This window comes from Streptomyces sp. 796.1, assembly GCF_047525675.1.
GTDB lineage: Bacteria > Actinomycetota > Actinomycetes > Streptomycetales > Streptomycetaceae > Streptomyces.
This window is the reverse complement of the sequence record NZ_JBLIWA010000006.1, coordinates 166847-179755: the sequence shown is the minus strand read 5'-3', so window position 1 is coordinate 179755 and position 12909 is coordinate 166847. Positions and strand designations below refer to the sequence as shown.

The 12909-nt window shown below is 71.0% G+C and carries 10 protein-coding genes; 6 read left to right on the top strand and 4 right to left on the bottom strand.

Going from position 1 to position 12909, the window contains the following annotated elements; all coding sequences use genetic code 11:
- Positions 1-72 precede the first annotated feature (72 nt).
- Positions 73-621 (bottom strand): AMP-binding protein, encoded by a 549-nt coding sequence (locus ACMA1D_RS06600; RefSeq protein ID WP_414722925.1) that lies wholly within the window; start codon positions 619-621, stop codon positions 73-75.
- Between the two features lie 453 nt (positions 622-1074).
- Between ACMA1D_RS06600 and ACMA1D_RS06595 the strand changes: the two genes are divergently transcribed.
- Positions 1075-2514, top strand: coding sequence for a P1 family peptidase (locus ACMA1D_RS06595; RefSeq protein WP_414722924.1), 1440 nt, complete (start codon positions 1075-1077; stop codon positions 2512-2514).
- A gap of 398 nt (positions 2515-2912) precedes the next feature.
- Here ACMA1D_RS06595 and ACMA1D_RS06590 read toward each other — a convergent pair whose 3' ends face one another.
- The gene (locus ACMA1D_RS06590) at positions 2913-3932 is read right to left on the bottom strand and encodes an RNA polymerase sigma factor RpoD/SigA (RefSeq protein WP_414722923.1); all 1020 of its coding nucleotides are present in this window, start codon (positions 3930-3932) and stop codon (positions 2913-2915) included.
- 835 nt (positions 3933-4767) lie between these two features.
- On the opposite strand from ACMA1D_RS06590, the gene ACMA1D_RS06585 reads away from it, so the two are divergent.
- The 5 genes from ACMA1D_RS06585 (at position 4768) to ACMA1D_RS06565 (ending at position 9562) form a co-directional block, all read left to right on the top strand.
- Positions 4768-5706: a zinc-binding dehydrogenase gene (locus ACMA1D_RS06585; protein WP_414722922.1), complete on the top strand. Its 939-nt coding sequence runs from the start codon at positions 4768-4770 to the stop codon at positions 5704-5706.
- Positions 5707-5717: 11 nt separating this feature from the next.
- The gene (locus tag ACMA1D_RS06580; protein ID WP_414722921.1) at positions 5718-6077 is read left to right on the top strand and encodes a MerR family transcriptional regulator; all 360 of its coding nucleotides are present in this window, start codon (positions 5718-5720) and stop codon (positions 6075-6077) included.
- A gap of 391 nt (positions 6078-6468) precedes the next feature.
- Positions 6469-6912, top strand: a complete 444-nt coding sequence (locus ACMA1D_RS06575) for a hypothetical protein (protein WP_414722920.1) — start codon at positions 6469-6471, stop codon at positions 6910-6912.
- A 256-nt stretch (positions 6913-7168) separates the two neighbouring features.
- Positions 7169-8536: a questin oxidase family protein gene (locus tag ACMA1D_RS06570; protein WP_414722919.1), complete on the top strand. Its 1368-nt coding sequence runs from the start codon at positions 7169-7171 to the stop codon at positions 8534-8536.
- A gap of 522 nt (positions 8537-9058) precedes the next feature.
- Entirely contained in the window at positions 9059-9562 is a 504-nt protein-coding gene (locus tag ACMA1D_RS06565; RefSeq protein ID WP_414722918.1) for a MarR family winged helix-turn-helix transcriptional regulator, read from the top strand.
- Positions 9563-9921: 359 nt separating this feature from the next.
- Here the strand turns inward: ACMA1D_RS06565 and ACMA1D_RS06560 are convergent, their stop codons facing one another.
- Together ACMA1D_RS06560 and ACMA1D_RS06555 are read right to left on the bottom strand one after the other, a co-directional pair.
- Positions 9922-11430: an MFS transporter gene (locus ACMA1D_RS06560; RefSeq protein WP_414722917.1), complete on the bottom strand. Its 1509-nt coding sequence runs from the start codon at positions 11428-11430 to the stop codon at positions 9922-9924.
- A gap of 147 nt (positions 11431-11577) precedes the next feature.
- Positions 11578-12264 carry a TetR/AcrR family transcriptional regulator gene (locus tag ACMA1D_RS06555; RefSeq protein ID WP_414722916.1) on the bottom strand — a complete coding sequence of 229 codons (687 nt, stop codon included), beginning with the start codon at positions 12262-12264 and terminating at the stop codon, positions 11578-11580.
- Between the last annotated feature and the right edge of the window lie 645 nt (positions 12265-12909).

The window sequence follows — 12909 nt, the reverse complement described above, 5'->3', positions numbered from 1 at the left end:
CCCCCAACCGGCAGCCGCGGAACGCGGCGGGACGGGATCACCCTTCCCCGTCCCTCTGGTGCGGCTCTCGATCTACCGAGTGGCTGCCAGGTTCTCGTGCCACCAGTGGTCCCGACCCGCAACCCAGCGGATCGGAAGCCCCAGCCGGTGCACCACCAGCACAGCTTCTACCTCGGAACATCCCGCCAGCGCCCGGTCGAGCGCAGTCTTCAACCCGTACGCCCGCCCGCCCCGCAGCACCCCATCTACGGTCACGAGCACACGTGCACCGGACTCCCTGATCCGCTCGCGCAGTGCCCCCACTGGTTCCCCCATGGGCAGCGAGACACGGGACGCGTCGAGACGGCCGCAGGCGAGCGTGGTGACCACCGACTCCGGCACCAGCGGCAACATGACCGCCACCTGGTCGCCGGAGCCCACGCCAAGCTTGGTCAGCATGCTTGACGCGCGGGTCGCCTGGTCGAGGAGTTGCGTATGGGTGAACTCCTCGGCCCGCCCCTGTTCGCCGACCCAACGCAGCGCCACCGGCTCACTCGGGCCACCTGATACGGTCCCCGGCGCAGTCGCGGCGACGGAGCGGGTAGCGGCGGCCAGTGCGATGGTGTCAGATACGGCGAACATGAGAAGAGCGTCGCCGACTTGCGTTGACGTCCCATCAACGAACGCTAGACGCGCACGTCAAGCGGGTCGCAGACGTTCGTCACAGCGCGGTCGACACGGAGTTCTGCCCTCCGCCGGGCCGGTACGAAGGGGACTCGCCGCGCCGCCGGAACGCTGCGCTCCGGGTCGGGGCGGCCCCTGCTCGCCCCCGTTCGCCCCGCACGCACCCGCACCCCTCGCCATCGGCGCTGCGGGCGCGGGCACCACCCGGCACCGTACGCGGCAACCGCCCCCGGGCGACCGACCGCTCCGCAAGAGACTGCCACAGCATCGAGTCCCGACCACGCTCAACACGGCGCATCCGCAAGACCGTTGGACCGCAGCACGGCCAAGGGAGCGCGCTCCGCCTACGCGGACGGGTACGGCTCCCGCGTACCCGCGGCCCACCGATCGACGCGTGATACGCATGGCCCCATGGCTGACGCAGACGAGGCAACCGGACAAAAGGGCCGCTATGCGCTGGCCCCGGCCCCGCGGCCCGGCCCGCGGAACGCCCTGACGGACGTGGCGGGCCTGCGCGTCGGGCACGCACAGCGGTGCGGATCGGGCTGGCTGACCGGCACCACCGTGGTGCTCGCGCCCGAGGGTGGCGCAGTGGCCGCGGTCGACGTACGGGGCGGCGGCCCCGGCACGCGGGAAACCGATGCGCTCGACCCGCGGAACCTGGTGCAGCGCGTCGAGGCCGTCGTACTGACCGGCGGCAGCGCCTTCGGCCTGGACGCGGCCTCCGGGGTGCTGGCGTGGCTCGAAGACCAGGGCCGCGGCTTCCGGGTCGGGCCCGACCCGCGTCAGGTCGTACCGGTCGTCCCGGCCGCCGCCCTGTTCGACCTGGGGCGCGGCGGCGACTGGCGGGCCAGGCCGGACGCGGCGCTCGGCAGGGAGGCAGCCGCTGTCGCGGCCGACGACGGGGCCGGTGGCGCGGCGCGCGGCAACGTTGGGGCCGGCGCGGGAGCCGTCGCCGGCGGGGTGAAGGGCGGCGTGGGCACCGCGAGCAGCGTGCTCCCCTCGGGCATCACGGTCGCCGCCCTCGCCATCGTCAACGCAGCCGGCTCCACGATCGACCCGCACACCGGCCGCCTGTACGGCACGCTCTACGGCCGGCCGTACGAGGACCATCACCGACCGTACGAGGAACACCAGGTACGAGCGGAGCAGCAGGAGCGACACGGGCCGCAAGGGCCGCGGGATACGGGCGCGGGTGTGGGTTCGGCTGTGGGCGTGGGTGTGGGTGTGGGTTCGGGGGAGGCAGGGTCGGGTGGAGTGGGATCAGGCAGCCGGCAGGGCGCGAGTCATGAGCAGGGCCGGGCGGTGGAGGCAGGAGGAGAGGAGGCAGGGAGGGAGCGCGCGGAGAGAGGGAGGTTCTACGAGCCGGTGTCGCCGGGCCGGCACGACGAGGCGCAGCGGCGACTACGGCTCGCACGGGAGGAGTCCGAACGACGCCAGGCGACCTCCGTAGCCCCGCCGCTCAACACGACGCTGGCCATCGTCGCCACGGACGCCGACCTGACCCGCGCCCAGGCCCAGAAGCTGGCGGGCACCGCCCACGACGGGTTGGCCCGTGCCATACGACCGGTCCACCTGCTCTCTGACGGGGACACCGTCTTCGCGCTGGCCACCGGCGGACACTCGCTGGACGCAGCCGCCGCGCCAGCCACGGCGGGCCTGCCGAACACGGCGGCCTTCGGGGTGCACCGGGCAGCGGGAGCGCTCAACGAGGTACTGGCAGCCGGCGCCGACGTCCTCATGCAGGCAGTGGTGGACGCGATGCTCTCCGCCGAGAGCATCGACGGGCCCGGCGGCGTCTTCCCGTCATACCGGGAGCTGTACGAGCCCGGCAGGCAGACGGAGCGCTGAGACGGAGCCGGCAGGCGGCAGGCGGCAGGCGGCAGGCGGCAGGCGGCAGGCGGCAGGCGGCAGGGCCAGCGGATTTGGTTGGGCGGCTGCCCGCAGACGCCAGGGACGGGACTGGGCTGGGGCGGTGCCGGGACCGGGGTCACGCCGGGCCGGGGTCACGCCGGCTGGGGCCGGAGGAGAGTTCGGGGTGGGGTGGGGCGGGGTGGGTGGGGGGGGAGGGGATGGGGGGGAGGGGAGGAGGGAGGGGGAGCCCCCCAGAGAGCAAGCTCCACCCCACCCCACCCAACAAACCCCAAGCCCGCCAAGGCCCCCAAGCCCCCCAACCCCAAAACCCCCGCCCCCGCCCCCGCCCCCGCCCCCGCGGCAAGAAACCGCGGATAGCAGGGGTTCGGGTGGCGTCAGGCGGCGGCGTCGAAGCCCGTGTCGCGGGCCATCTTCTTCAGTTCCAGCAGGGCGTGCTTCTCGATCTGCCGAATCCGTTCCCGGGTGAGGCCGTGCTGCTTGCCGACCTCGGTCAGGGTGCGTTCGCGGCCGTCTTCCATGCCGTACCGCGCCTTGATGATCGAGGCAGTGCGCTCGTCCAGGCGCCCGATCAGGTCGTCGAGGCCCTCACGGCGCAGCATCACCAGGACGGACTGCTCGGGGGACTCCGCCGAGGTGTCCTCCAGCAGGTCGCCGAACTGGGTCTCGCCCTCGTCGTCGACGGACATGTTGAGGCTGACCGGATCGCGGGCCCAGTCGAGTACGTCCGAGACGCGCTCCGGCGTGGAGCCGAGCTCGGCAGCGATCTCGGTGTGCTCCGGGTCGCGGCCGTTCTCCCGGTTGAACTCGCGCTGCACCCGACGGATGCGGCCGAGCTCCTCCACCAGGTGGACGGGGAGCCGAATGGTGCGCGACTGATCGGCGATGGAGCGCGTGATGGCCTGACGTATCCACCAGGTCGCATACGTGGAGAACTTGAAGCCCTTGGCGTAGTCGAACTTCTCCACCGCGCGGACCAGGCCCGCGTTGCCCTCCTGGATCAGGTCGAGGAGGGGCAGGCCGCTGCGCGGATAGCGGCGCGCCACCGCCACCACCAGGCGCAGGTTGGAACGGATGAAGACGTCCTTCGCCCGGAGCCCTTCGGCGGCCAGCGCCTCCAGCTCCTCGCGGGTCGCGCCCGCCGCTGCGGCTTCTTCCACTTCACCGTCGAGGATCTGCTGGGCGTACACACCCGCCTCGATGGTCTGCGATAGCTCGACTTCCTTGGCCGCGTCGAGCAACGGCGTACGTGCGATTTCGTCGAGGTACATGCCGACCAGGTCGCGGTCGGCGATCTCCCCGCCTACGGCGCGAACACTGCTTGCCCTGCCAGTGGCGGTACTACCGGTAGCACCGGAATCACCAGCCTGACGACGGGCGACGGCACGGGTTGCCATGCGTGCTCCCTTGCGATGAGTCGGTCGCGGGATCGTGCTGGTCGAGGTAGTGGGCATTGGACCCTGCAAGTACCCCGTCCGATGGAAACAACGAGTGGAAACCGGACAGAATTCCCCTGCGGTCCCGCTATTTTCGTGATCATGCAGTACCCTGTCCCGCCGCAAGGGAGGCCACATGTCAGTGGATCATCGGGAAGCGCAGGTCACGGCGGGTACTGAAGGCGCCGTCGACGCTGGTACGAACCATCGTCACCGCGGCCCCCGTGAGACGGCCGTCACGTCACTCGTCGGGTGCTCCAACCTCGAACGACGTCGTCCGAGGCTGTGTTCCCACCCTGTAGACGACATGAGCCCGCTTCTGGTTGCTCGGCCCGCCGCCGGTCGCCCCGTCGCGGGCCCCGACGGCGGCTCCGGGCCCGAGCCTGCGCCCCGCGGCCCGGCCGGACCACGCCCCGCCGGCCCACCCCGCCCCTCCGGCCCCGGCCGCCACGAGTCATAACCCAGCCACCACTGCGGGTATCACCAGCACCACACCACCACAGGTGACCCGTCCCGCCCCATCAAAACTCCACTCCACCCCACTCCCGTAAGCGGCCCCCCTCCGCCCACCGCGGCCCACGTCCATGTACACGAGTACGAGTACGAGTACGCCGACAGGCGGCGTCGAGGAAGGCTCCCGCCTCTCTGTATCGGGAGAGGGGACGGTTCCCGCCGCAGCCACACGTCCGTGACGGGCCCGCCCAGATTTCGCCACGGGATATCGCGTCCGGCGATGCGGGACATCCCAGGAGCTGGGCTTGACCTTGACGCCTACGTCAAGGCCGACGATCGGCGCATGGCTTTCGACTCGCGCGAGGTTCGCCTCGACACCCACGTTCCCCTCGGCCAGCCGCTCACGCACGGCCTCTTTCAACAGACCCGGTCCCTGATCAGCGGACCAGTGGTCGTGCGCAACCGATGGATGTCCCTGACCGCCGCCATGCGCACCCTCATCAGCGGTACCGCGGCGCCCATGCCCGCCTACCAGGTGGGCGAGGTCATGCACGGACCTGCGGTGGGAGAGGTGGTGGCCTCCACCGATCCCGAGCTGGCTCCCGGCACCTGGGTACGGCACAGCCGCGGCTGGCGTGAATACGCCGTCGTCGACACCTACGAGAAGATCGATCCGGTCTCCTCCGCCGAGGAGGCGATGCGCCACCTGGGACAGGGCTTGACCACCTACGTGGGCCTGCGGGCCGCGGCCCAGGTACAGCCCGGCGACACGGTCCTGGTGACCGGGGCGACAGGCGCGGTCGGCAGCATTGCCGCTCCGATCGCCCGCCTGCTGGGCGCAGCCCGCGTGGTGGGCAGCACCGGCTCCCCCGGCCGTGCCGCCGGCCTCGGCTACGACGCCGTGTACGACCGGCACACGGGCAGCATGGCCGACGCGGCGCCGGCCGGCGTCGACGCAGTGCTCGACACCGTCGGCGGCCAACAGTTGCGCGAGGCCGTCCAGCTCGCACGGCCCGGGGCAAGGATCGCGCTCTGCGGAGCCCTCGCCCACCAGCTCGGCGGCGACCCGCCCGCCGTGGAACTCGACCTGATGACGCTGATCGGCAAGCGCATCACCCTGCGTGGGTTCACCGCGTCCGACCACCCCCACTTGCACGAGGAGTGGCACCGGCTGGGGCTGCGCGAGCCATTCACGGTCGTCGACGGCCTGGACCGCGCGCCGCAGGCCCTCATCGACCTCCTGGCCGGCCGCTATGCCGGCGGTCTCGTCGTCCGCGTGTGACCATGGCAGGCATGCAGATCGCAGAAGCCGCCCGCGCCGCAGGTACGACGCCTCGGGCACTGCGTTGGTACCAGCAGCACGGGCTGCTGGCGCCGCGGCGGTCCCCGGCGGGGTACCGCGACTACGACGAGAGCGCCGTGCGGCGCGTGCGCCACATCCGGGAGCTGCTCAGCCTCGGCTTCACTCTCGCCGACGTACAGGCCTTCGTCGATGTCCTGGACCGTGAGATCCCCGCCGACTTCACCCAGCCCGGCAGCCCGGTCTGCCACCTCGCACTGGAAAAGGCGCGCGCCCGGCTGGCCGCCCTCGACGAGCGCATTGCTGCCGCTACGCACATCCGCGACCGGCTAGCAGAGCGACTCAAAGACTGATCTGCCGGTGGGCGAGGAGCGATTACAGGAGCCTATGAGCCCACCGCGCCCGCGTCAACGAAGGCCACATCACCGACGTCAAACTACAGAAACACCTGATGGCCGGCCGCGCAGACGTCTCACTCCTCCGCCACCGCGTCGTTCTGATCGCCCACCTACGCCGCCGCTACGTGGAGCTGTAGTCCGTGTCACCGAAGTGATCTCCGCCTACGGAATTCTTGCCAGAGCCGTACACGTACACGTACACACATACCCCCAGGTCAGCGCCCCACCCACCACCAAGCACCGGGTGACGCTCCGCTGATCGAGTTGCCGAGTGCTGCGGGCGGGTGTGCCGTGGAAGGTGCGCCCCGGCTCTCGATCGGGGGTGGCGAGGGAAGAGGGACCCGTCATGACGCAGACCCACACGCATCCGCAGCCCCGTTCGCACGGCCCCCGGCACGCGCGCCCGCGCAAGCCGGGTGCGACCGCGCGGTACGTCGAGCACCACACCTACGCCTGGTCGGTTCCGCTCGTACTGGGGCTGGTCTTCGGCGCGTACGTAGGCTTCCTGGAACACGACGGCGGCTCGTCCCCCGGCAAGTCCACGATCGTCGGGCTGATCGGGATGGCCGTCTGCATCGGCGTCTGCTTCCTCATCGGCCGCGCGCAGAGTTCGATGATCACCGAGGCGAAGGCGCTCGCGTACGGGGCGGCCTTCGGTTGCGCCTTCGGCTTCCTGTACGCGCTCAGCGGCGCCACGGTCTTCAAGTCGGCCATGATGGGCCTGCTCCTCGGCGTGATCATGGGCGTCTGCGCGCTGTACGTGTTCCGTACGCGGTTGCAGTCGCGTTGACGCGGCGCAGCCGGTACGAACCGGCGGAACCTGCCGATCCGGAAGACCCAAAGGGACCCGGCAGATCCGGACAGCTCGGACAGTACGAATAGCCCAGACGGCCCCACCTGCCCGACGCCCCCCGGCCGGCCCGGAAAGCACGGCAGCGCGAGGCCGAGGACTTCGGGCGTCGGTCTCGCGGACCAGTCCCATGGACCGGCGGAAGTCGGTCCTCGCGACCGTTCCGAGCGGGCCCGCAGCTCCCTAGCGTCGGCATATGGACGACACGAGCGGCACCCTCGACGAAGCCCTTGAGCGCCTCCACAGCACTGGCCCTGAGCGGGCGGGCTGGCTGTCCAACCATGCACCGATGGCGGTCGAAGCCCTGGTCAAGCACGGTCAGGCGGCCACCGTACACGGCTGGCTCGACTACTACCGGAGCAAGCTGGAAGACCGACCGCAACCGGTCTCCACGATCACCGAAGCCACCTGGCACCAGGCGCTCGGCGACCCGCGACACCTCACCGACTGGGCCGACTTCTTCGGCCGCCAGATGGACGAGCGGCCGTGGCGGGAGGTGCTGGTCGAGTGGTGGCCCCGGCTGCTGCCCGGCCTCCTCGCCTCCGCGACGCACCCGCTGATCCGGGTCGGCCACGCCGTACGCACCCTGCTCGACGACGAACGGGCCGCCGCCCGCGCCCGCCGCCCCGCTGCCCACCCCGGCGCCAGGAGTCCGGCCCCGGCGGCGTTGGTCACGGCCACCCCGCCCACCGCGGGCGGCCCGCGGCTGGCCGAACTCGCCGAGGCCCTCGGCTACTGGGCGGCCCGGTACCAGCCCCTACCCGTCCCGGTCGTCCCCGCCGGCACGGCCGACCCCGAGCACGCGCTCGCCGCGCTCCCACGGCTGACCGACCCGCAGGGCGGCATCCTCGACCGGATCGCCCGGCTCCCCCGCCTTCCCCGCTGGCCGGAAGCGACCGCCGCACTGTACGCACCGGAGGCTCCCGACCTGGCGTACGCGCAGCTCAGCCGGCTGGTCAGGAGCAGTGCCCAACGCTATGCGACGCACGGTCACGGTGACCCGATCATGCTGGTGCACGCGGCCACCGCACCCAATGCCGTTCTCCGTACGCTGCCCGCCCTGCCGCAGGAACTGTGGGCACCCTCGCTCCGCGCGGTGTGGCCGGCGGTGGCCGCGATCATGTCCATCTACCAGCCCGCGGCCCCCGCGCCGGCGGGGCGCGAGACGACGGAGCGGGCCGCCTCGATGACCCCGGAAGAGGTCTTCGCGCACGCGGCGGCACACGGCGACGAGCATGTGATCAAGTTCGCGGACACCGTGCTGGACGTCGTCTCCGGCGTCGTGACGGATGGCGTCGTGACAGATGGCCTCGTGACAGATGGCGTCGTGACGGACGACGTCACGGAGAACACCACGGGCGCGATCGCACGTACGGCGCACGGTGCGGTTGCGGGCGCAGCCGCGGGTACGGGTACGGGTACGCGCGCGGATACGGGTGGGGGTACGCGCATGGCTAGGGGTGCGGATAGCCGTAGGGGCGCAGGTGCGCACCCGGAGCCGAGTGACGATCAGGCCCTGGTCGCGGCGCTGCGGGCGCAATCCTTGATCGAGTCGCCGCTGTAGGGCGCCGACGGGCCCGGCGGGCCTCCCCTCTCGGGCCGCGCACCGCCGGATACGGACACCGCGCACCGCCGTATCGGGCACCCCGGGCCCGCACGACGCCTTTCGGACAGCTTTGACGAGCACATGCCGCACCGGTCGCGGCGCTTTTCAGCCCGTTGCGCAACCGAGCGCCACGCCCCAAGTGGTCCCCAAGCGATAGCCATCGGTCGTTTGACGCCATGCCATGTTAAGTAAACGAACGATCTCGGACAGGTTGAGCCCCCGGAGAGCCCTGCCCGTACGTGCAGAGATGATCAAAAAGCCCTGCGCGGCCAGTGGATTGGTGGACCATGCAACTGAGCCGACCCGGCGCCCCACCGCACGTCGATGGGCGTCGGGCCGCCCCCTGCGCGCGCACCCGCGGGGGAAGACCGGCGTGACTCCCCGTAAGGAAAACGGGGGGTTCGTCACGCCAGGGGAATGGCTGCATCTCGCACTTGTTTAAACTTCAAGAAGAGCTTTCCGAGTGAAACAGTGGATGTCATGACGAGTGGACCCCAGTCCGAGCCGCGCTGGCTCACCGATGAGGAGCAGCAGACCTGGCAGGCGTACATGCACGCCTCCACGCTTCTTGAGGACCATCTCGACCGCCAGTTGCAGCGCGATGCCGGCATGCCGCACACCTACTACGTACTCCTGGTGCTCCTGGAGCGCGCGCCGCGTCGGCAGATGCGCATGACCGAACTGGCGCGGAGCGCGAAGATCACCCGGTCCCGACTCTCGCACGCCGTGTCCCGACTGGAGAAGCACGGCTGGGTGCAGCGCGAGGACTGCGCGTCGGACAAGCGCGGTCAGAACGCGGTGCTTACCGACGAGGGGTACAAGGTGCTGAGCCAATCCGCACCCGGTCACGTCGACGCGGTCCGCAACGCCATCTTCGATCGGCTCTCGGACGAGCAGGTGCGCCAACTCGGCGAGATCTGCCGCGTCATCGCCAACGGCCTCCAGCCGGAGCGCGGCGGCGCCGACCTCCCCTGGCAGCGCTGACCCTTCCCGACGGCTCCGCCCCCCCAGCGGCGCTGCCATCGACGGCAGCGCCGGCTCGCTGGTCGTACGGGCTAGCGCAGGCAGCACCAGCCCCGCGCCGGCGGTACGGGCTTCCGCCGGCCGCTCGCTCCGCGTACCCCGAACACGGCGGGCGGCGCCCGCCCCCGCACTCGGAGATCCCCCGTACGGAGACCCCACGCACGGGGCCCCCGCCATCGGACGCTGTCGCCATGCGCGTCCAACGGCGGGGGCCCCTCGCTAGCTGCCGCTACGTATCGAACTACGTACCGAACGCGGCAGCAGGCCAGTCCTCCCGTACTCCCCGCGGCGCACCGGGCGCCGCGGGGACTCGTCCGAGGTCAGTGCGCCATCACCGGCACCGGAACGTCGTCTTCCGAGCCGTCCCCGGAGGACGCGGCGGCCGGGCCGCTCTGCGGGCCGGTGTTGATCAGCGTGAAGGCGATCGCCGAGGCCACCACGAGGATGACCACGGCCCAGGTGATCGCGGTCGTGTACCCCTCGACCAGGGCCGTCATCTTCAGCCCCGCGGACGGGCCCTCGCTCTTCACGTGGTCCTTGAAGTACTCCGTGGTGGCGCTGGCCGCGATCGTGTTGAGCAGCGCGGTGCCGATGGCGCCGCCGACCTGCTGCGAGGTGTTGACCATCGCGGAGGCGACACCCGCGTCACGCGGCTGCACGCCGTGCGTCGACAGGCTCATGGCCGGCATGAACGCGGTGCCCATGCCCAGGCCGAGCAGCAGCAGCGCCGGCAGGATCAGCCCGGCGTACGAGCTCTCGGTGTCGAGCTGGGTCAGCAGCAGCATGCCGATCGCGGCGACCAGGAAGCCGGGGCCCATGAGCAGCCGCGGCGGGACCCGGGTCATCAGACGCGCGCCGATCTGGGTCGAACCGGTGATCATCGTGGCGATCATCGGCAGGAACGCGAGGCCGGTGGTGACCGGGCTGAAGTCCTTCACGACCTGGAGGTAGTAGGTCAGGAAGAGGAACAGGCCGAACATGCCGATGACCGCGAGGCCCAGCGACATGTACACGCCGGCGCGGTTGCGGTCGGTGAGGACGCGCAGCGGCAGCAGCGGGTTCTTGACCTTGCCCTCGACGACCACGAAGGCGGCGAGCAGCACCGCGGCGGCGATGAAGAGGCCGATGGTGGCGCCCGCGGTCCAGCCGTCCTCCTCGGCCCGGGTGAAGCCGTACACCAGCGAGACCAGACCGGTGGTGGCCAGGATGACGCCGGGTATGTCGAGCTTGGAGGGGTTACGGCTGTCGCTGGGCTCGCTGATCACCATGATCGCGCCGGCGACGGCGACGACGGCGAACGGGATGTTCACGTAGAACGTCCAGCGCCAGTCCATGTACTCGGTGAGCACACCACCCAGGATCAGACCGACGGCGCCACCACCACCGGCGATCGCACCGAAGACGCCGAACGCCTTGGCGCGCTCCTTCGGGTCGGTGAAGGTGACCGCGAGCAGCGACAGCGCGGCGGGCGCGAGCAGCGCGCCGAAGACGCCCTGGAGGGCGCGGGCGCCGAGCAGCATGCCGGTGTTGACCGCGGCGCCGCCGATCGCGGAGGCGGCGGCGAAGCCGAGCAGCCCGATGATGAACGTCTGGCGGCGTCCCCACAGGTCAGCGAGGCGACCGCCGAAGAGCAGGAGTCCACCGAAGGCGAGGGCGTAGGCCGTGATGACCCACTGCTTGTTGCCCTCGGATATGTGGAGCGACTCCTGTGCCGAGGGGAGTGCGATGTTCACGATGGTCGCGTCGAGCACGACCATGAGTTGCGCGAGGGCGATGAAGAGCAGCGCTTTCCAGCGCCTGGGGTCAGCTTGCTTGGCCATTTCTGGCATGAGGGGGCCTACCTAGCGAGACGGGAGTGAAAGTGCAGGACTCGGCGGGCCGGTGACGCGGGAGGCATGCAGGGGCCCGAGGGTGACAGGGGGCGCCGACGATGACGGTCGGCGGCGCGAGTGCGGATCGGCGACGCGATCCGGGGCTCAGGTCGTGGGGCGCAGGTCCTCCAAGGTTGCGGCCGTTCCGGGGAGTTCCGAACGGGCCGGTGTGGCCAGCCCGTCCAGGAACAGTTGGAGATGCCGGTGAACGAAGCGGTCGAAGTCCATACAGACGCTTCCGCACCCGGAATCGTGCGCCCGAGGCGATGACCCCAGGCCGGGCAGCGGTCGAGTGAGCTGGGTGACCGCGACCATCAGGTCACCGACGGCTATGTCGGTACGCAGTTGACCGCTCTCCCGCGCGTCGCTCATGACTGCCTCGATGCTTGCGTTGAGGCGATCACGTGCGGCCATCAGGTCAGGGTGTCCCCTGTCCGGACTGTGCGATATGAGCGGGCACAGCGCGCCGATCCGCTCGTCAGCCGCCTGGTGCACGAAGCGCCGAAGGGCCTGGAAGGCATCCGACTCCTGCGCCCTGGCCTCGTCCGCCCGATCCGCTATGCGGTCCATGACGGAGAGGGCGACGTGGTGAACCAGCTCACTACGATCCGCGAAGTGCCGATAGAGCGTGGCATTTCCTACCCCAGCCCGTCGAGCGATTTCATCGAGCGGGACCTCGGCCCCGTGCTCGACGAACATCTCGCGCGCCGCCGCGACGATCCGCTCCCGGTTGCGCAGCGCGTCCGCGCGCAGCCGGGGCTGCGAGACCTTCGCCGGGCTGGTGGCGGTCACATCCACTCTCCAATCTCACCTGCCGGGGCCGTGGCCCCGGCTCGCTCACCTGCCGTGTTCGGCAGCGTTGACGTGCTGTTCCTTCGCCGCCGGCGCACGGTCCCGCCCGTCGTGACGGGTCTGGCTGTGACGTCTGCGGCTGCCGACGACTTCCGCGGTTTCCGGGCGATCCGTCGCACGATGCGGTATCGGCGCGCCGCACGTCCCCCGTGCTGCGCCGCCGCCCCGTCTCGCTCCACTTCCCCACCCCGGAGCGATTCCCCTGACCTAGGTCTCGGGTCCTCGTTCCGGGGACCTAGTCCCCGTTTCTGAAGTCACCCGGTTAAACGGGGAGCCCCTCCCCGGATATTTCGCGAACCAATGTGAACTGGAACACACTCTCGAAGGGTGGGGCCGGCAGCCCCGGGGAACGGCCCCCGCGACGCCCTCCCCCCGCTCCCCCGCCCTCCATCTCCGCAGGTCAGAGGCGCCGCACTGATCGCATACGGGCCTACCCGGCCGCCCGCGGCGTGCATCGCTACGAACCCGAGGGGCCATCCGTGCCCCGCCGGCTGTGCCTCCGCAAAGCGGTTCCGCCCGCCCGGGCCGCTTCCACAACCGGCCGAGCGCCTTCCGGTCGCGCGGCACGGCGCCCGGGGCCTCCGC